This is a genomic window from Kribbella sp. NPDC026611 (assembly GCF_040638345.1).
Lineage (GTDB): Bacteria > Actinomycetota > Actinomycetes > Propionibacteriales > Kribbellaceae > Kribbella.
The window spans coordinates 567,229-584,237 of the sequence record NZ_JBEZYC010000002.1 but is presented as its reverse complement, the minus strand read 5'-3'; the positions used below and the strand labels follow the sequence as shown (position 1 = coordinate 584,237).

At 68.9% G+C, this 17,009-nt stretch carries 17 protein-coding genes; 10 read left to right on the top strand and 7 right to left on the bottom strand.

The window, feature by feature from the left end:
• Positions 1-7: 7 nt before the first annotated feature.
• Positions 8-1,741 (bottom strand): DUF4832 domain-containing protein, encoded by a 1,734-nt coding sequence (locus tag AB0E69_RS08890; protein ID WP_360141856.1) that lies wholly within the window; start codon positions 1,739-1,741, stop codon positions 8-10.
• Between the two features lie 62 nt (positions 1,742-1,803).
• Positions 1,804-2,970: an ROK family protein gene (locus AB0E69_RS08885; RefSeq protein WP_360141855.1), complete on the bottom strand. Its 1,167-nt coding sequence runs from the start codon at positions 2,968-2,970 to the stop codon at positions 1,804-1,806.
• Positions 2,971-3,139: 169 nt separating this feature from the next.
• Here AB0E69_RS08885 and AB0E69_RS08880 point away from each other — a divergent pair, with 169 nt between their 5' ends.
• Positions 3,140-4,120: a Gfo/Idh/MocA family oxidoreductase gene (locus AB0E69_RS08880; RefSeq protein ID WP_360141853.1), complete on the top strand. Its 981-nt coding sequence runs from the start codon at positions 3,140-3,142 to the stop codon at positions 4,118-4,120.
• Between the two features lie 10 nt (positions 4,121-4,130).
• On the top strand, positions 4,131-5,123 hold the full coding sequence (locus AB0E69_RS08875) for a Gfo/Idh/MocA family oxidoreductase (RefSeq protein WP_360141851.1): 993 nt from the start codon (positions 4,131-4,133) through the stop codon (positions 5,121-5,123).
• Here the strand turns inward: AB0E69_RS08875 and AB0E69_RS08870 are convergent.
• Positions 5,120-6,022 (bottom strand): SDR family oxidoreductase, encoded by a 903-nt coding sequence (locus AB0E69_RS08870; RefSeq protein WP_360141849.1) that lies wholly within the window; start codon positions 6,020-6,022, stop codon positions 5,120-5,122. The two genes, AB0E69_RS08875 and AB0E69_RS08870, sit on opposite strands and share 4 nt — an antisense overlap.
• A 93-nt stretch (positions 6,023-6,115) precedes the next feature.
• Between AB0E69_RS08870 and AB0E69_RS08865 the strand changes: the two genes are divergently transcribed.
• Complete coding sequence (locus AB0E69_RS08865; protein WP_360141847.1) at positions 6,116-6,679, top strand: helix-turn-helix domain-containing protein; 564 nt, start codon at positions 6,116-6,118, stop codon at positions 6,677-6,679.
• Here the strand turns inward: AB0E69_RS08865 and AB0E69_RS08860 are convergent.
• Positions 6,636-7,856, bottom strand: coding sequence for a low temperature requirement protein A (locus tag AB0E69_RS08860; RefSeq protein WP_360141845.1), 1,221 nt, complete (start codon positions 7,854-7,856; stop codon positions 6,636-6,638). The genes AB0E69_RS08865 and AB0E69_RS08860 overlap by 44 nt on opposite strands.
• Before the next feature lie 133 nt (positions 7,857-7,989).
• Here AB0E69_RS08860 and AB0E69_RS08855 point away from each other — a divergent pair, with 133 nt between their 5' ends.
• The 4 genes from AB0E69_RS08855 to AB0E69_RS08840 are packed head-to-tail and all read left to right on the top strand — an operon-like array spanning position 7,990 to position 10,286.
• Positions 7,990-8,745, top strand: a complete 756-nt coding sequence (locus tag AB0E69_RS08855) for an SDR family oxidoreductase (protein WP_360141843.1) — start codon at positions 7,990-7,992, stop codon at positions 8,743-8,745.
• A 2-nt stretch (positions 8,746-8,747) separates the two neighbouring features.
• On the top strand, positions 8,748-8,993 hold the full coding sequence (locus AB0E69_RS08850; RefSeq protein WP_360141841.1) for a hypothetical protein: 246 nt from the start codon (positions 8,748-8,750) through the stop codon (positions 8,991-8,993).
• Positions 8,994-9,017: 24 nt separating this feature from the next.
• The gene (locus AB0E69_RS08845; protein ID WP_360141839.1) at positions 9,018-9,899 is read left to right on the top strand and encodes an RNA polymerase sigma-70 factor; all 882 of its coding nucleotides are present in this window, start codon (positions 9,018-9,020) and stop codon (positions 9,897-9,899) included.
• A gap of 15 nt (positions 9,900-9,914) precedes the next feature.
• A complete protein-coding gene (locus AB0E69_RS08840) occupies positions 9,915-10,286 on the top strand; it encodes a hypothetical protein (RefSeq protein ID WP_360141837.1) in 372 nt (123 codons plus the stop codon).
• Between the two features lie 28 nt (positions 10,287-10,314).
• Here the strand turns inward: AB0E69_RS08840 and AB0E69_RS08835 are convergent, their stop codons facing one another.
• The gene (locus AB0E69_RS08835) at positions 10,315-10,656 is read right to left on the bottom strand and encodes a metalloregulator ArsR/SmtB family transcription factor (protein WP_360141835.1); all 342 of its coding nucleotides are present in this window, start codon (positions 10,654-10,656) and stop codon (positions 10,315-10,317) included.
• A 144-nt stretch (positions 10,657-10,800) separates the two neighbouring features.
• Between AB0E69_RS08835 and AB0E69_RS08830 the strand changes: the two genes are divergently transcribed.
• The 3 genes from AB0E69_RS08830 to AB0E69_RS08820 all read left to right on the top strand — a co-directional run bounded on the left by AB0E69_RS08830 (position 10,801) and on the right by AB0E69_RS08820 (position 12,812).
• Positions 10,801-11,019 carry a hypothetical protein gene (locus AB0E69_RS08830; RefSeq protein WP_360141833.1) on the top strand — a complete coding sequence of 73 codons (219 nt, stop codon included), beginning with the start codon at positions 10,801-10,803 and terminating at the stop codon, positions 11,017-11,019.
• Positions 11,020-11,106: 87 nt separating this feature from the next.
• Positions 11,107-12,147, top strand: coding sequence for an LLM class flavin-dependent oxidoreductase (locus tag AB0E69_RS08825; RefSeq protein ID WP_360141831.1), 1,041 nt, complete (start codon positions 11,107-11,109; stop codon positions 12,145-12,147).
• Positions 12,144-12,812: an NAD(P)-binding domain-containing protein gene (locus tag AB0E69_RS08820; RefSeq protein WP_360141829.1), complete on the top strand. Its 669-nt coding sequence runs from the start codon at positions 12,144-12,146 to the stop codon at positions 12,810-12,812. Before AB0E69_RS08825 ends, AB0E69_RS08820 begins: the two co-directional genes overlap by 4 nt.
• An 11-nt stretch (positions 12,813-12,823) precedes the next feature.
• Here the strand turns inward: AB0E69_RS08820 and AB0E69_RS08815 are convergent, their stop codons facing one another.
• Entirely contained in the window at positions 12,824-15,661 is a 2,838-nt protein-coding gene (locus AB0E69_RS08815) for a discoidin domain-containing protein (RefSeq protein WP_360141827.1), read from the bottom strand.
• Between the two features lie 91 nt (positions 15,662-15,752).
• Complete coding sequence (locus AB0E69_RS08810) at positions 15,753-16,961, bottom strand: ROK family protein (RefSeq protein WP_360141825.1); 1,209 nt, start codon at positions 16,959-16,961, stop codon at positions 15,753-15,755.
• Positions 16,962-17,009: the final 48 nt, after the last annotated feature.

Here is a 17,009-nt window from a genome sequence, read left to right as displayed (position 1 = left end):
CCTCGAACTAGCTGACGGTGAGCGTGTGCAGGAGCGAGTTCATCCCGGTCGCCGCGTCCCAGGTGCCCTGGTTCGCGAGACGGATCGAGTACTCGGGGCGGGTGGACAGGAGCGGGTCCGGCAGGTTCAGCATCAGGGAGTACGAACCTGCCGGAAGCGTGGCGGGCAGCGTGAGCGTCTGCGTGACGGTGGTCGTCGTACCGGCGGTCCAGCGGCGCGGGTCGGAGCTCAGGGCGAGCCTGTAGTTCGTGCCGGTGGAGGTGTTCCGCAGTACCAGTTCGAGGTTGCGCGGGTTGTACGGCGTCGCGTAGCCGTCGTTGTGGACGGTGAAGCTGACGGGGAGCGAGCCGCCGTGGGTCGCGGTGGCCGGGTAGGTACCCGACTCAAGGCGGAAGCGGTAGCCGAGGTTCTTGGTGATGGTCGCGAGGCAGCCGCCGGTGCTCCACGAGTTGAGCACGGACGGCTCGTAGTCGGTGTTGATGAACGACCAGTGGAACTGCGCGAGCTCGCTTGTCGCGGTCGGGCAGCTGGAGCGCGGCGGGTTCGAGCCGCAGGTCTCGCCGCCCATGGCGACGTACGTCGTGTCGCTCTGCAGGTACGGGTACTCGACCGAGGTGTTCTCGTAGGTGCCGAAGTCGTCCGCGCTGGCGAGGAAGCAGTCGTTGTGGTGACCGATCCGCGACAGCGCCGAGCCGTTGTAGGCGTTCGCGGAGGTGACCGGGCTCGTCGAGTAGAGGGTCCGCTTGAACTTCGGCGTACGGAGCTGGATCATCCGGCTCGACGGGACGACGCTGAGCAGCTTGTCGGTGACGGCCTTGCGGTTGGCCCAGTCGGTCGCGCTGATCGTGCCGGCGTTGCCGAAGTTCTGCGTGTAGTACCACTCGCCCCAGGCGCCGATCAGGCCCGCCTGGACGACGGCGATGACGTCCTGACCGCTGCTGAGGTACGGCGCGAGCTGGTCGAGGTGTGCGAGGATTCGATCCTTCGTGGTGTCGTCGCCCGCGGTCGAGGTGGTGTAGGCGAACCGGAGGACCATCTTCAGGCCGGCCGCGCGGACCGTGTCGATCTGCTGCTGGAGCTGGTCGAGCGCGGCCTGGGCGATCGGGCCGTTCTTGTACTCGGCCAGGTAGAAGACGCACATCACCAGCGAGATGCCGGCGCCGGTGCGGTAGCTCTGCAGGGTGGACAGGGAGAAGTCGGCTTTGTCGCAGTCGCCGGTGTGGTGGTAGAGACCGCGCTCGGGGTTCGCGAAGTTGTCGGTCGCGGCCGTGTAGGTGACGGTGCCGGAGCCGCTGCCGCCGGTGTAGGTCTGGGTGTACTTCGCGGACGTCTCGAGCGGGGCTTCGACCTGGAAGACGAGGTCCGCGTCGCCCGGCGTTGCGGTCTCGCCGATGGCTGAGCGGTTCACGGTCCACTGCGCGACGCCACCGGTGCTGGAGAAGGTGACAGCGCTGACGAGGGACCAGCTCCAGCCGGTGCCGGTGTGCTGGTAGAGGCTGCCGTTCTCGAGCAGGTAGTCGGCGCCGGTCCCGGCCTGGGCGTACCCGGTCGACGGATCGCGGTCGGTGTCGACGTACACGCGGAGGAACTGTGGGGTCCCGGTGTAGGAGAAGCGGTAGGTGACGGTCGTGGCGGTGTTGGTCGCGGTGGCGCCGCTGATGGTGGCTGCGGCGGGGGAGACGAGCAGGGCGGCAAGCAGTACGCCGGCCAGGGCGGCGGCGAGCAGGCGGAACGAACGCACGATGACGCTTCCTCTCGCTGGGCGGGGCGATAGGAATAATCATGGAGTCCAGGGAAATTATGTCAAGGCCTCAGCCCTGCCGTGATCGTCGACTCCACTTCCTCGAGAGCGAGCCGGACCGCGCCCAGCGCCACCCCCTCGTCCGCGAACGCCGACACCCGAATCTCCGGAGTCCTGAGACACCACCGGTCCAGCTCCCGCCGCAACGGCTCCACCATCACGTCGGCCGACCGCGAAAACCCACCCCCGATCACCACCAACTCCGGATCCAGCGTGAGCACCAACGCCGAAGCCCCGACAGCAAGGTCCCGCACATACCCCCGAACCGCCCGCCCAGCCTCCCGATCCCCCCGCCGAGCAGCCACAAACACACTCTCCAGCTCTGGTGGGGGAGCAGCCTGCGCGGCGCCGACCGGGGGAGTGGGGTGCTTGGCCCCGGCCAGCCAGTTGTTGAGGTGTTCGGGGGCTCGTTGCCAGCCGGCGGCTGGGAGGGCGCCTATTTCGCCGGACCAGTTGGCGAAGCCTCGGTGGAGTTGGCCGTTGATGATCAGGCCGGCGCCGGTGCGGAGGCCGGCGAGGAGGAACACGACGTCTTTGGCGTAGCGGGCGACGCCACGCCAGGTTTCCGCCAGGGCGGCCAGCTTGCAGTCGTTTTCGACCCGGATCGGGCCACCGACCAGGCGGCGGAAGTGGGCGGTCAGGTCGACACCCGTCCACTCGGGGAGCGAGTCGGACAGCATGACCTTGCCGGTGCCGTCGACAAGCCCGGTGCTGGCGACGCCGGTGGACCAGATCTGGTCGGCCCGGACGTCGGCTCCGGCCAGCGCCTGCGCAACGCACTTGTCCACCGCGGCGAGCCGCCCGCGCCGCCCGAGCTCCGGATCGAGCAGGATGCGTGCTTGGTTGAGCACGGTTCCGTCCAGGTCGGTGACCAGGGCCAGCACCTTGTGCCCGCCGACATCCACCCCGAGGATCCGCCCGGCCCCCGAGTTGAACCGGTACCGCCGCGCGGGCCGCCCGACCGACCCCACCGACGGCGCGACCTCGGCCAGCCAGCCCCGCCCGAGCAGGTCCCGCGCCACGTCCTCGGTCGATGCCCGCGACAGCCCGGTCCGCTTCGACAGCTCGGTCAGCGTCAGCGGCTGATCGCCCCGCAATTCCCGCAGTACGGCGGCCGCGTTGAGCTGCCGCAACCGGGACAGGTCCCCACCGGCCGGCTCCTCCGTCATGCGGTACCTCGCTTAATCGTGGACTCCTGGATAACTATAAGCATCCCGGCTGCGCACGGGTCTCACCGTGTGAACAGCCGCGCCGCACCCCTCCCCAGGCTCCTTGACAACGTTGTACCGTGCTATGTCGGCGGCTCCACCGAAACGTTTCCGACTGAGGAGGACCACAGTGTCCAACCCACTCAAGATCGCGACGCTCAGCTTCTGGCACGTGCACGCCGGCGACTACTCGCGGCAGGCCCAGGAACACCCGGGGACCGAGCTGGTCGCCGTCTGGGACGACAACGCCGAGCGCGGCAAGGCCGGCGCGGAGCAGTTCGGCACGGAGTACACCGGCGACCTGGACGCGCTGCTCGCCCGCGAAGACCTCGACGGCGTGGTGATCACCACCCCGACCGACGTGCACCGCGACATCATGGTGAAGGCAGCCGAGGCCGGGAAGCACATCTTCACCGAGAAGGTGCTCGCCCCGACGGTGGCCGAGGCGAAGGAGATCGTCGCCGCGACGGATGCGGCCGGCGTGAAGCTGATCGTCTCGCTGCCGCGGCTCTACCACGGCTACACACAAGCGATCAAAGAAGTGCTCGCCGCCGGCACCCTCGGCAAGCTGACCTACGGCAGGGTCCGGTTGAGCCACGACGGCGCGATCGGCCGTGACGGCAAGGATGGCTGGCTGCCGCACCGGTTCTTCGATCCGAAGGCCGCGATCGGCGGCGCGCTGACCGACCTCGGCTGCCATCCGGTGTACCTGACTCAGCTCTTCCTCGGCGCGACGCCGGAGACCGTGAGTGCGACGTACCGCTCGGTGGCCGGGCTGGGGCTCGAAGACAACGCTGTCGTGGTGGCCGGGTACGGCGATCAAACGATCGGCGTGATCGAAGCGGGGTTCGCCAGCGACAATCCGTTCACGATCGAACTGTTCGGGACCGAAGGAACACTGACGTACACCGACCGCGGAAACGTGCTGCTGGTGAACGGCGAACAAGTGCCTGTGCCAGAGCATGCGCCGGACGCGTTCGCTCAGTGGGTGGATCACATCACCAACGGCACCCGCGCGGACGACAACATCCAGCGTGCCGTCGAGCTGACCCGCCTCGTCGTGGCTGCGAATGCGGCCGCCGAGGCCAATCGCGTGATCGCCTACAGCTGAGGAGGAGCAAATGATCAAAGTCGGTCTGATCGGTGCAGGCGGGATCGCGTCGGCGCACATCAAGGGATACGAGCAGCACGCGGACCGGATCAGCGTCACCGCCGTCGCGGATGCCGTCGAGGAGACGGCGAAGAAGCGCGGCGAGGAGTTGAACGCGAGCCACTACACCGACTACCGCGAGATGCTCGCGAACGAGGAGCTGGACGCGGTCGACATCTGCTTGCCGCACCACCTGCACCGCGACGCGATCGTCGCCGCGGCGGAGGCGGGCAAGCACATCCTCTGCGAGAAGCCGCTCTGCCTCAGCGCCGCCGAGGCGGCCTCGGTGCGCGAGGCAGTCACCACGAACGGCGTGACGCTGATGTGTGCGCACAACCAGCTGTTCATGCCGGCCGTCGCCAAGGCCAAGGAGCTGCTCGAGGCCGGCACGCTCGGCCCGGTCTACGAAGTGCGGACCACGGACAGCTTCTACAACGACTTCGACCCGAGCACGATGGGCTGGCGGGCGAGTGCCAGGACCAGCGGGGGTGGCGAGCTCATCGATACCGGTTACCACCCCACGTACCTGATGCTCCACCTGGCTGGCGGCAAGCCGGTCGAGGCGACCGCGATGCTCTCGACCCACCGCCTGAAGTTCATGGAGGGCGAGGACTCCGCGCAGGTGCTGATCCGCTTCGACAACGGCGTCGTCGGCCAGCTCGTCACCAGCTGGGCCTACGAGCCGGCCACGTCCACCGAACGCTTCTCCGCCGTCGGCGAGCTGGGCTCGCTCACCAGCGACGGTACGACGCTCTCCTACACCCTCCGCTCCGGCGAGTCCGAGACCTTCACCTTCGAACCGGTCGACACGTTCGTCGCCGAGATCGCCCACTTCGCCGACTCGCTGGCCGGCAAGACCCGCCCCATCCACACCGAGGAGGAAGGCATCGCCGTCCTCGGGATCCTCCTCGCCGCCTACGAAGGCTCGCGGCTGAAGACCATCGCCCCGATCCCCACGGTCTAGCCGAAGTAGAACCCCGCGGCGAGATCCGCCAGCAGACCCGGGTGAGTGGGGTGCCAGTCGAGCAGCTCACTCGTCCGGGTCGCGGAGGTCGGGTTGTCCCAGGCAGCGAAGGTCGCCAGGAAGCCCAGGTACTGCGGGGCTTCGTCCGTCGTGATCGAACGGGTCGGTACGTCGAGGCCGCGGCCGATCGCCTCGGCGATCACGCGGAGCTCGATACCCTCGTCGCCGACAGCGTGCAGGCGGCTGCCCGCGGGCGCAGACTCGAGGGCGAGGCGGTAGAGCCGTGCGGCGTCGAGGGTGTGCACGGCCGGCCAGCGGTTGCTGCCGTCGCCGATGTAGCCTGCGAAGCCGTTCTGCCGGGCGAACCTGATCAGCGACGGGATGAAACCGCTGTGGTCGAGCTCGCTGTGGACCTGCGGAAGCCGGACGATCGACGAGCGGACGCCCTTGTCTGCCATCGAGACGACGTAGTTCTCGGCGTCGATGCGGTAGCCGCCGCCGGGAGCGAAGTCCGCTTCGGTCCCGGTCCGGCCGTGGACGAAGGCGGCGAGCATGCCGGTGCCCGACGTACTGACCAACGGCTTGTCCGAGCCGACCAGAGCCTCGGCCATGGCCCGCAGTGCGGCCAGGTCCGACTCGGCGGCAGTGGCGAGGTCGCCGCTGACCAGCAGGTCGTGGCGGAACGCGAGATGGATGACGCCGTCCGCGGCAGCGGCCGCCGCGCCCAGCCGGTCGAGGTCGTCCAGGTCGCCACGGACCACCTCGGCACCCCAGTCCGTCAGCTTCTTCGCCGAGTCGTCGGACCGGGCGAGGCCGAGCACCGAGTGACCGTTCTGCAGGAGCTCCGGGACGACGGCCGAGCCGAGGTGTCCGGACGCTCCGGTGATGAAGACGCGCATGGTGCAGTCCCTTCAAGGAGTGATGTCATCAACTGACATCACTAACCTTACACCCGATGATGTCATTCCATGACATCAGTTAAGATCGACCGTATGACACGGTGGGAACCCGGGGCGGCCGGACGGCTGCGCGAGGCGGCGATGGAGCTGTACGCCGAGCGCGGCTACGACGGCACGACCGTCGCCGAGATCGCGGACCGGGCCGGTGTCACCGCGCGGACCTTCTTCCGGCACTTCGCGGACAAGCGCGAGGTGCTGTTCGCCGGCTCCGAGCAGCTCGAGGTGCTGATGGTGAAGGCGCTCAGCGAGGCGCCGGCGGACGCCACCCCGATGGCCGCGGTCACGGCCGCCGTCCTCTCGTCGGCGGAGTTCTTCGACGACATCCGCCGGGACTACTCGCGGCGGCGCGCGGCGGTGATTCAGGCGACGCCGGAGTTGCTCGAGCGCGAGCTCATCAAGATGGCGTCGCTGACCACCGGGCTGACCAAGGCGCTCCGCGAGCGCGGCGTCGAACAGGATGTCGCCGCACTGGCGGCCGAGACCGGGGTCGCGGTGTTCCGGGTCGCGTTCGAGCGCTGGCTGACCGAGCCGGACGGCGTCGCGTTCGCGGACGTCATTCGGTCGACACTGAAGACTCTGTCCGGTCTGACTGCCTGAAGTTCTCGTGCCACGAGGCGACGCCGACGAGCGTGACGCACGTCGCGGCCATCAGCGCCAGATCCACCACCGGTCCGACGGAGGGCGTGCCGAGCGGCAGCAGTAGCAAGACCGCCACGCCGGCGCTCGCCGCCACCAAGTGCACGCGCGACGAGTCCGCGATCATCGTGTGCACCGCCCACAGCGATGCGAGGAAGCAGCTCGCCGGTACTGCGACGGCGTAGCTCGCGGCCGTCTCCGACAGGTGCAGGCCGTGGCCGGTCTGCTCGACGGCGACCTCCAGCCCGGCGCCGAGGGCGGCAAGCGACGCGAAGATGACGTAGTGGCCGTACCCCCAGCGGTACGAACGATTCCGGCGATCCTCGAGCCCTGGCCCGGCCGGGTGCAGGAAGTACAGCCACCACAGCGCGAACAGCATCACCAGACCGCTCGCCGCGACCGCGATCAGGTCGACGCTGACGTGCGTCTCCTCGACGGCTCGCCGTACCGCGTTGGACGATGCGAGGACCGCCTCACCGAGCAGGATGATCGTGAACAGGCCGTACCGCTCGGCAATGTGATGCGGGTGCCACGTCGTCGCCCGCGGCCGCTCCGCCCACAGCGGCACCGACCACTCCAGCGCCGCCAGCACGATGAAGGCGACGAGCAGTACGCTCGCCGACGCACCGGTGTTGGCCAGGTACAGCCGCAGGAACCACCCGACCTGTAGCGCCCCGATCCCGATCGCATAGCGGAACGCCGTACGCCGGTACTTCGGGTCCTCGATGCCCGCGCGCAGCCACAACGAGATCAGCCCGAGGCGCATGATCAGGTACCCGGTCGTGACGACCGTGTAGTCGCCGTGGTCCGCGGCCGCCGGGACACCGGCCGCGAGCAGCAGCACGCCGGCCATCTGCACCAGGGTCAGTACCCGGTAGGCGATGTCGTCGGTGTCGTACGACGACGCGAACCAGGTGAAGTTCATCCAGGCCCACCAGATCGCGAAGAAGACCTGGAGGAACGGCAGCACGTCGGCATGACCAGCGGCGATGGTGTGCGCGAGTTGCTCGGTGACGGCAGCGACCGCCACTACGAAGGTCAGGTCGAAGAGCAGCTCGAGCTGGCTCGACACCCGGTGCGGCTCGTCGATCGGCCGCGCGGTCATCCGGACCCGGATCCGGACGGTCGTGTTGGGCACAGCGGTTCCCTTCTCCAGGAGTCCTCATCCAGAAAGACAGTGCACGCGTCCCGGATGTGACTGTCACAAGCCGCGGGCCTGCCCTGTCTAACCCGATGACACCACCACAATCTGCAAACGAAGGGGTTCTGCGATGAAGATCGTCGTGATCGGCGGCACCGGCCTGATCGGTACCAAGCTGGTGGGCGCGCTCACCGAGCACGGGCACGAGGCGGTGCCGGCCGCGCCGAGCACCGGCGTCAACACCCTCACCGGCGAGGGCCTGGCCGACGTCCTGCAGGGCGCCGACGTCGTGATCGACGTGGCGAACTCGCCGTCGTTCGAGGCCGGCCCGGTGATGGAGTTCTTCAAGACCTCGACCGGTAATGTGCTCGCGGCCGAGGACGCGGCCGGCGTCCGGCACCACGTCGGCATCTCGATCGTCGGCACCGAGCGGATGCCGGACAACGCGTACTTCGCCGCGAAGATTGCGCAGGAGGAGCTGATCAAGGGCTCCGGCGTCCCGTACTCGCTGGTGCACGCGACCCAGTTCTTCGAGTTCGTCCCGGCGATCGCGGACGAGGGCACCTGGGACGACGGCAAGGTGCACATCGCGCCGGTAGCCTGGGCGCCGATCGCGGGCGAGGACGTGGCGAAGAACCTGGGCCAGGTCGCGGTCGGCGCGCCGCTGAACGCGCGGGTCGACATCTGCGGGCCGGACGAGTTCCGGATGGACGAGTTCTTCCGCAAGGTGCTGGCCGCGCACGGCGACCACCGTGAGGTGATCAGCGACGAGCACGCCCGGTACTTCGGTTCCGAGCTGAGCGAGCGCAGCCTGGTCCCGATCGGCGACGCCACCAAGGGCGAGCGGCACTACGACGAGTGGTACGCCGCTCAGGCGGGCAAGTGATCATGAGCACGAACGACTACTCAGGCGACCCCGCGCTACGGGACCTCGAGGTCGAGGTCGACGCGGACATCGAGCTGAACGCCGAGGGCAGCGAGCCGTACGACGACCTCGGATCGCCGGACGGGTGGCTGCTCGACCCGGTCGAGGCCCAGATCGAGGCCGTTGAGCTGGAAAGCCTGCACGGCGCGATCGTCGCGCTGGAGGGTGGCTCGGGGGAGGCGTCCGGACCGGCCGTATCCTCGGGCTGATCCCCGAGCTGATGGATGGTGCCGATGTCCGAGACTGAGCTCGACCGCGAGTTGGCGGACGCGTTGCGGATCTTCACCGAGGTGCGGCCGCGCCTGATGGGGATCGCGTACCGGATGCTGGGCAGCCACGCCGAGGCCGAGGACCTGGTCCAGGAGGTGTGGCTGCGCTGGCAGGGGACGGACCGCAGCAAGGTGGAGAACCCGAAGGCGTACCTGTCGACCGCGGTGACCCGGCTCGCGATCAACGTGAGCCAGTCGGCGCGCGCCCGGCGGGAGACGTACGTGGGTCCGTGGCTGCCGGAGCCGGTCGACACCAGCGCCGACCCGCTCCTCGGTGCCGAGCGCGGCGAGGCGCTGAGCTTCGCCGTACTGCTCGTGCTCGAGCGGTTGTCACCGACCGAGCGGGCGGCGTACATCCTGCGGGAGGCGTTCGACTACCCGTACGACGAACTCGCCGCGATGCTGCAGTCCACCGAGCCGGCGGTGCGGCAGCTCGTCAGCCGGGCGCGCAAACGGATCAAGGCGGAGCGGCGGACCGAGATCAGCGGGAGTCAGCAGCAAACGTTGCTCAAGGCATTCGTCGACGCGGCCCGGTCGGGTGATCTGGACGCGCTCGAGCAGCTGCTGGCGAAGGACGCGATCAGCTACGCCGACGGCGGCGGCGCGGCCCGGGCGTCGAAGTTCCCGGTGGTCGGTTGGGAGCGGGTGGCGAAGTACCTGCGCGCGTTCCACACCCGCTTCTGGGTCGGCGTCGACATCGAGTTCGGTACGGCGAACGGCCGCGCGGTGGCGCTGCTGAAGAAGGACGGCGAGACGTTCACGGTGCTGACCGTGACCGTGTCCGACGAAGGCATCGACGAGGTGCTCTGGATCATGAACCCCGCGAAGCTGACTGCTGTCGCCTGAGCCGAGGGAGGGCCCGTGGGCTCCCGGATGCGACGGGCCGAGTCGTCGGTCGTGCACCGGTTCGCGATCGCGTGCCGGGCGGGCAGTGCCGGCGCGCTGCGGAGCCTGCTGACCGACGACGCCCTCGCGCTGTTCGACGGTGGCGGCAAGGTGCCGGCCGAGCTCGGTCCGGTGCGCGGCGCCGACGCGGTCGCTCGGTGCGTCGCCGAGCGGTTGAGCCTCGAGTCCGGGATGGCGCTGACCGTCGAGGCGGTGAACGGCGCGGCCGGGGTCGTCCTCCGGTCGGCCGAGGCGGTGGTGGCCGTAGCGAGCCTGAAGGTCACTGCTGGGAAGGTGTCCGCGGTGTGGATGGTCCTGAACCCGGACAAGCTCCGGCACTGGGTTTAGCTGTCGAGCTGTCGAGCTGTCGAGCTGTCTAGCTGTCGAGGTGGGTGCGGAGCGCGTCGAGCGGTGAGTCCCAGTCGCGGGCCAGCGCGGCGAGGAACTGCTGGGCGACCTGCATCGGGGCCGAGCGGAGGCGGTAGCGGACGCGGCGGCGTTCGCCGTGCTCGGCGGTCACCAGGCCGGCGTCGGAGAGCAGGTTCAGGTGCTTGGCGATCGCCTGCCGGGTGATCGGGAGCCGGTCGGCGAGATCGGTCGCGGTGGCCGGACCGGTCGCGGCGAGGCTGGACAGGATGCTGCGCCGGCTCGGGTCGGCCAGGGCGACGAACACCTGCTCCGCGATCGCCTCGACGTGCGCCCGATCGGGAAACGCCACAACACCCCTCCGAAAGATGGCAACCACACGGTTGCGTCAAACTATAGCCGGTCGACCGCGGACTTGTTGGCGTCAGGCCGGTAACAAAGTCTCGGGTTCAACCAGTCACTCCTTGCTTCCGGCATCCACGAGCTGCGCGGTCTGATGTCCGCCGCCGCTCAGATGATGCGATCGTTCGACCTGACCAGGTACGGCGACCTGGTGAAGTGGGGGCCGGCGGGGGAGCCGGACAACCCGGCCGACCTGACGCCGCGGCAGTTCGTCGAGGGTGCGGATGCGGACCTCGTGGCGGCGTACGAACACCTTCAGCGGGCTGCCGAGAGCCTGACTGCCGCGCGGCGGCGGATGGCCGTGCTCGGCTGATCCGGCTGCGGGAATGAACCCCACCTCCCGGCGTGTTGACGTGTCAACCTAGACTTTTCTGGTGACACACAGATGGGAGTGGGACAGATGACCGAGGTGGCCTTCGGGCTCGACACCTTCGGGGACATCCCGGTGGGCGACGACGGCGTGCAGCTGACCGACGCGGCCGCGATCCGGCAGGTGGTCGACGAGGCGGTGCTGGCCGACGAGCTCGGCGTGGACGCGATCGCGCTCGGCGAGCACCACCGGCCGGAGTACTCGATCTCCACCCCGGAGACCGTGCTGGCCGGGATCGCGACGAAGACCTCGAAGATCAAGCTCGGGTCCGGCGTCACGGTGCTGAGCTCGGACGACCCGGTGCGGGTGTTCCAGCGGTTCTCGACCGTCGACGCGCTGTCGAACGGGCGCGCCGAGGTGATCCTCGGCCGCGGGTCCTTCACCGAGTCCTTCCCGCTGTTCGGGTACGACCTCGCGGACTACGACAAGCTCTTCGAGGAGAAGCTGCAGCTGTTCGTGCGGCTGCTCGACGAGAAGCCGGTGACCTGGGAGGGAACGGTCCGGGCCGCGCTCGACAACGCCGACGTGTACCCGAAGACCGAGTCCGGCCGGCTGACGACCTGGGTCGGAGTCGGCGGGTCGCCGCAGTCCGTGGTGCGGACGGCGTACTACGGGTTGCCGTTGATGCTCGCCATCATTGGCGGGGCGCCGGACCGGTTCGCGCCGTACCTCGATCTGTACAAGCGGGCGGCCGAGCAGTTCGGGACCGTCGCGCACCCGGTCGGGATGCACTCGCCGGGCTTCGTCGCGGACACGGACGAGCTGGCCAAGGAGATCTACTACGAGCCGTACAAGGTGATGCGGGACCGGATCGGCGCGCTGCGCGGCTGGCCGCCGCTGAAGCGGGAGGAGTTCGAGTCCGAGATCCTGCACGGCTCGATGTACGTCGGTTCGCCGGAGACCGTGGCGCGCCGGATCGCCGCCGCGGTCCAGAGGCTCGGTGTCGGCCGCTTCGACCTGATCTACTCCGGCGGTGCGTTGCCGGTGAGTGCGCGGACGCGGGCTGTCGAGCTGTACGGCACGAAGGTGATTCCGATGGTCCGGGAGATCCTCGCCGAGGAGTCCAAGTGACGATCGCGATTCTCGGCGCCGGGAAGGTCGGCACCGTCCTGGCTCGGCTCGCGGTCGCGGCCGGCTACCGGGTGCTGATCGCCGGCTCGGGTGACGTGTTGAAGATCGCCCTGATCGTCGAGGTGGTCACCCCGGGCGCGATCGCGACGACGGCGGCCGAAGCCGTCGCCGAGGCCGACGTGGTGGTGCTGGCGCTGCCGTTGGGCAAGCACCAGAGCATCCCGGTCGAGGCGTTGCGTGGCAAGCTGGTGATCGACGCGATGAACTACTGGTGGGAGGTCGACGGGATCCGCGACGACCTCACCGATCCGCGGACGTCCTCCAGCGAGATCGTGCAGGCCTTCCTGCCGGAATCGCGCGTGGTGAAGGCCTTCAACCACATGGGGTACCACGACCTCGACGAGGGTGCCCGGCCTGCCGGTGCCCCCGGCCGCCGGGCGATCGCGGTCGCCGGCGCGCCCGCCGACGCGGCGCGGGTGGCGGAGATCGTCGATGCGTTCGGCTTCGATCCGGTGCTGCTCGGTTCGCTTGCCGATGGCAAGCAGTTGGAGCCGGGCACGGAGCCCTTCGGTGCGAATGTCGACGCCGAAGGGCTCCGCGCGATGATCGCCCGGTACCCGGAGACGGTGCGCGGTCAGGAAGTGGCGCAAGCCCGAGCCTCCTGACCAGCCCGGCCCTAGCTGATCGAGATGCGGTCCAGGTCCGGGGCCGCGTCGTCGTCGTTGAAGATGCGGATGGTGTTGGCGCCGGCCTCGAGGGTGATCGGGACCTGGGTGGTGCGGACGGTGTTGTTGCCGATGTCCGTGACCGAGACCTCGGTGGCGGGGCCGTTGTTGACGGAGACGAAGTACGACTTGGTGCCGTTGACGGTGTAGTCGAGATAGAGGGTGTGTGGACCCGCCGTCGGGGTGGTGACGTCGGGGACGACGACATGGGCGTCGGGCGAGCCGCCCAGGTTGCGGACCTTCTGGCCGCCGGAGCACGGTCCGCAGCTGGTGATACCGGCGGAACCGATCTGGTTGAGCGAGCTCTCGGCCTCGCGCATGAAGACGCGGTCGGCGGGACGGACCTGGATCGGGACCGTCTTGGTGATCTTGTGGGGGAGACCAACGGTGTCGAAGGTGACGTCGACCGGGACCTGCGCTGCTGATGATCCGGTGAGGGTCCAGGTGCCGGTGATGGTCTGCCCCAGCCGGAGCCGCTTGGCCGTGATCGGCTCACCGGTGACCGTCCAGCCCGCGGGGGCTGTCGGGGCCATCCGCACGTTGTCTACCGCGTCTTCGTCGAGGCGGAGGGTCGCGGTGACTGTCACCGATTGCTGACCCGGACCGACCCAGACGATGCCGGAAGGCTTTACCGTCATGGTCGTCTTCGGGACGTACGACGCGGGCGGCAGCGGGCCGACCTTGATGCGGTCGACGGGCGAATCACCCGTGATCTGAACGACGTTGGCGCCGGCCCGCAACTGCACCGGAAGAGCGATACTCGTCGGCACGTCCGGGTTGCCCGGGTCAAGCGTGACTCCCACCGGCTCGCCGCCGTTGATGCGCACCTTTACAACCCGGTCCCGGGTCGGCAGTGCGGTCAGCTCCAACTTGTAAGATCCGTCGGCCGGTGCCTGCACGTTCCGATAGGTCACCCCACCGACCACCGCAGCGGATCCTGAGCACGCAAGGCATTTGCGGACATGGGCCCCGGGAACCGATTCGGCTTCCAGCGGGAGACGATTGTGAAGGGCCTGCGGATAGGCATACCCGACGTGAAGCTCGTCGATCTTGAGTTTCCCGAAGTACGTCGGGGACTGCGCGCCGGCCCAGGTGTTGAGGACGTCGAGCCGGAGGTACCGCGCGTACTGGTTGCCGAGGTCAATGAACTGGACCCCGCGCCGGCTCGGCATCGCGTCGGCGCGGACCTGCTTCCAGTGCCGGCCGTCGACGCTGACCGAGACCTTGTAGTCCTTGATCCGGGCCGAGTCCTCCGGGCGGCCGAACGACTCACGGGCGTGGGTGGGCGACCACTCGGTCTGGTTGACCGCGAGGTACGTCGCGGCGCGCGGCCGGCCGAGGTCCAGCGTCATCGTGGCGGGGAACTTGCCGTCGGCGTCCCAGTAGCTGGGGTAGCTGCCGTCGACCAATGCTGAAGCGGGATGTCCCGGGGCAGCAGACGAAGCTGACGCCTTCAGGAGACGGTTCGGGTAGATCCCGGACTGTCCAGCCGTGGTGACCTTGAAGACGGTGTCGTAGGTGTCCCAGGTGGTGATGCCGAGAATCGTGAGGTAGCCGCCGGACTGGTTGAAGGCGAACTGCTGGCCGGTGCGGACGTCGGTGACCGACTTGACCACATAGCCGTTGTCGCGGAGCCGGACGAGATCTTGCGAGGCCGGTTTGGTCAGCACGTGGACGTACTGCGTGCTGCCGGAGAGGGTGATCACTCCATGCGCGCCGTCGTTCCAGAAGCCGGGCTGCATGCCGCCGTACAGGTAGCCGCCGCCCTGCGTCTTCGCCAGCGACTCTGCGATCGGAGGCAGCCACCCGGCCATGAAGTTGTTGAAGGCGGTCTGCTGCGGTGGGAACGTGCCGTTCACCATCGCGGTCTCCGCCATCAGCGACTTGATCGACGAGCCGGCGTTCGCGATGTACCGTCCGACGCTGAGCCCGTAGTCGACCTTGCTGTCGCTGCCGTCGTACCACCACTGGCCGGAGGTCGGCAGCTTGTAGTCCGCCTCGGTCAGCCGCGGCATCGGCGTGAACGTCGCGGCCGGATAGTCGTACGCCGGGGTCATGCCGGTCTTCTGCTCGTTGCTGACTGTGTCCATGATCGGCGTGTCCTCGTTGTTGTTGCTGAGCAACCACGAAGGCCGTTGCTGCCGGATCTGCTCGTAGAGCCCGTGCTGCTCCCAGTACTCGTTGTCGTTGTCGATCCAGAAGCCGGAGAGGTCCGGGTAGTTGTCCATCACCTCGTGGAACAGGTCGTAGCTGTACATGCCGAACCCGTTCCGCGTGGTCAGGTCGACCTGCTGACCCTTGTACGCCGAGTACGCCGCCGAGTCGAGCGTCTCCAGGCCGGGTACCTCGTTGTGCCACTGCGGGTCGTCGGTCATGTAGAGCAGCACATGTACGCCCTTGGCCTTGCCTGCGGCGATCAGCTCGCCGAGGAAGTCGCGTTGCGTCGCGCAACTACCGGGGATCTTCGACGGCCACGGCCGCGCGTACCCGAGGCGACTGTGGAAGGTCGCGAGGACGAGGTACGACGCGTGCAGCTTGAGGGCCTCGTCGACCCAGTAGTTCGGATCCCAGCCACCCGCGGTGACGTCGTGCTCCCAGGTGGCGCAGTCGGTATGCCGGGGTGCGGTGAACATGCCCCAGTGCAGGAACAGGCCGGCGGTGGAGTCGCGCAACCACTGTTGGCGGGGGTTCTCCACTTCGGCCCGGGCGGAGGTGGTCGCGATCAGGGCGGCGAGAACGGTCAGGACGAGGGCGACGACGGCGAGCCGCCGCCGGATGGGCCAGGGCATCGGGTGGTCTCTCACTTCCGCTGGGCGGCAGAATTAGGGCAACTAGCTTGCCTATTCAGAGATCCGATCTTTCATCGCCCGCGCCGGTTGGTCAAGACCCCGGGACCGCCAACAGCTCCGCGAGTACGGTGTCCAGCGCCATCCGGGCCGCGCCGAGCGCGACCGAGTCGGCGCCCATCGTCGAGGTGATCACCTCGACCGGTACCAGGCTCAAGTTGGCCAACTCCCGCTTGAACGGCTCCGCGATGATCGCCCCGCCACGCGACATACCGCCCCCGAGCACAACCACCTCCGGGTCCACCGCCAACGCCAGCACCGCAGCCCCCCGGGCCAGCACCTCCGCAAACTCGATCAGGACCTCGAGACTCTCCGGATCCTGCCGAGCCGCCGAGGCAATCACCAGCTCACCCTCCTTGCCCGCACCCACCCCTTCGGCTGCGGCGAGGGCGGCGCCGCGGGTGTGCAGCCGCTCCATGGCCGCGGCCCAGCCGAGGGCCGGGAAGACGCCGATCTCGCCGGCGGCGCCGTGGCGGCCCTGGTGGACCTGGCCGTCGATCAGGACTCCGGCGCCCGCGCGGTGGCCGGCGAACATGTACACGATGTCGCGGTGCTCCCGCGCCGCGCCCTTCCAGTGCTCGGCCAGCGCGGCCAGCTTCACGTCGTTCGCCACCGCGACCGGTTTCTCCAACCCCGCCGAGAGTTCCCCGGCCACGTCGATCTCGGTGAACCCAGGCAGCGAGTACGGCGCCAACGCCGAGCCGACCGGCCCTTCGCGAACGTCGTGCACACCCTCGGCAGCCCGCAGCGCTCCGGTCACCCCGCACGCGATCCCGCTGATATCGGCCGGATCGACCTTCGCCTGCGCCCAACTGCTCCGCGCGACCTCGATCGCGGCCGCCACCCGCTCGGACGCCTCGAGTTCCGGGTCGAGCTCGACCCGCTGGGTGGCCAGCGGGTTGCCGCGGAGGTCGGTGATCACGGCCATTGCCTTGTGCGCCCCGATGTCGAGTCCCGCGACGTACCCGGACTCGGCCCGGAAGCGGAAGTGCCGGGCCGGCCGCCCGGCGGCGCGCGAGGACGACGGCTTGCGCGGGGCCGCGGTCTCCTCGACCCGGCCTTCGGTGAGCAACTCGGCGAGCAGGTCCTCGGCGGTCGGGCGGGACACCCCGACCACTGCGCGGAGCTCACGCAGCGTCAGCGACTCGGCTTCCAGGAAGGCGCCGAGAGCCGCCGCCAGGTTGAGCCGGCGCAGCAGCGACGAATCGCCCATCCGCCCACCGGCCGCTCGATCTTGACTCATCCGACGAATCGTCCTTATGCTCGCGCCGATATTGCTAACTAGCCTGCA

Coding starts and splice junctions, on each gene's coding strand:
- AB0E69_RS08845 (WP_360141839.1), top strand. CDS start 9,018: ATGTCCGAGACTGAGCTCGACCGCGAGTTGGCGGACGCGTTGCGGATC.
- AB0E69_RS08865 (WP_360141847.1), top strand. CDS start 6,116: ATGACACGGTGGGAACCCGGGGCGGCCGGACGGCTGCGCGAGGCGGCG.
- AB0E69_RS08850 (WP_360141841.1), top strand. CDS start 8,748: ATGAGCACGAACGACTACTCAGGCGACCCCGCGCTACGGGACCTCGAG.
- AB0E69_RS08815 (WP_360141827.1), bottom strand. CDS start 15,661: ATGCCCTGGCCCATCCGGCGGCGGCTCGCCGTCGTCGCCCTCGTCCTG.
- AB0E69_RS08885 (WP_360141855.1), bottom strand. CDS start 2,970: ATGACGGAGGAGCCGGCCGGTGGGGACCTGTCCCGGTTGCGGCAGCTC.
- AB0E69_RS08875 (WP_360141851.1), top strand. CDS start 4,131: ATGATCAAAGTCGGTCTGATCGGTGCAGGCGGGATCGCGTCGGCGCAC.
- AB0E69_RS08825 (WP_360141831.1), top strand. CDS start 11,107: ATGACCGAGGTGGCCTTCGGGCTCGACACCTTCGGGGACATCCCGGTG.
- AB0E69_RS08855 (WP_360141843.1), top strand. CDS start 7,990: ATGAAGATCGTCGTGATCGGCGGCACCGGCCTGATCGGTACCAAGCTG.
- AB0E69_RS08810 (WP_360141825.1), bottom strand. CDS start 16,961: ATGAGTCAAGATCGAGCGGCCGGTGGGCGGATGGGCGATTCGTCGCTG.
- AB0E69_RS08830 (WP_360141833.1), top strand. CDS start 10,801: ATGTCCGCCGCCGCTCAGATGATGCGATCGTTCGACCTGACCAGGTAC.
- AB0E69_RS08870 (WP_360141849.1), bottom strand. CDS start 6,022: ATGCGCGTCTTCATCACCGGAGCGTCCGGACACCTCGGCTCGGCCGTC.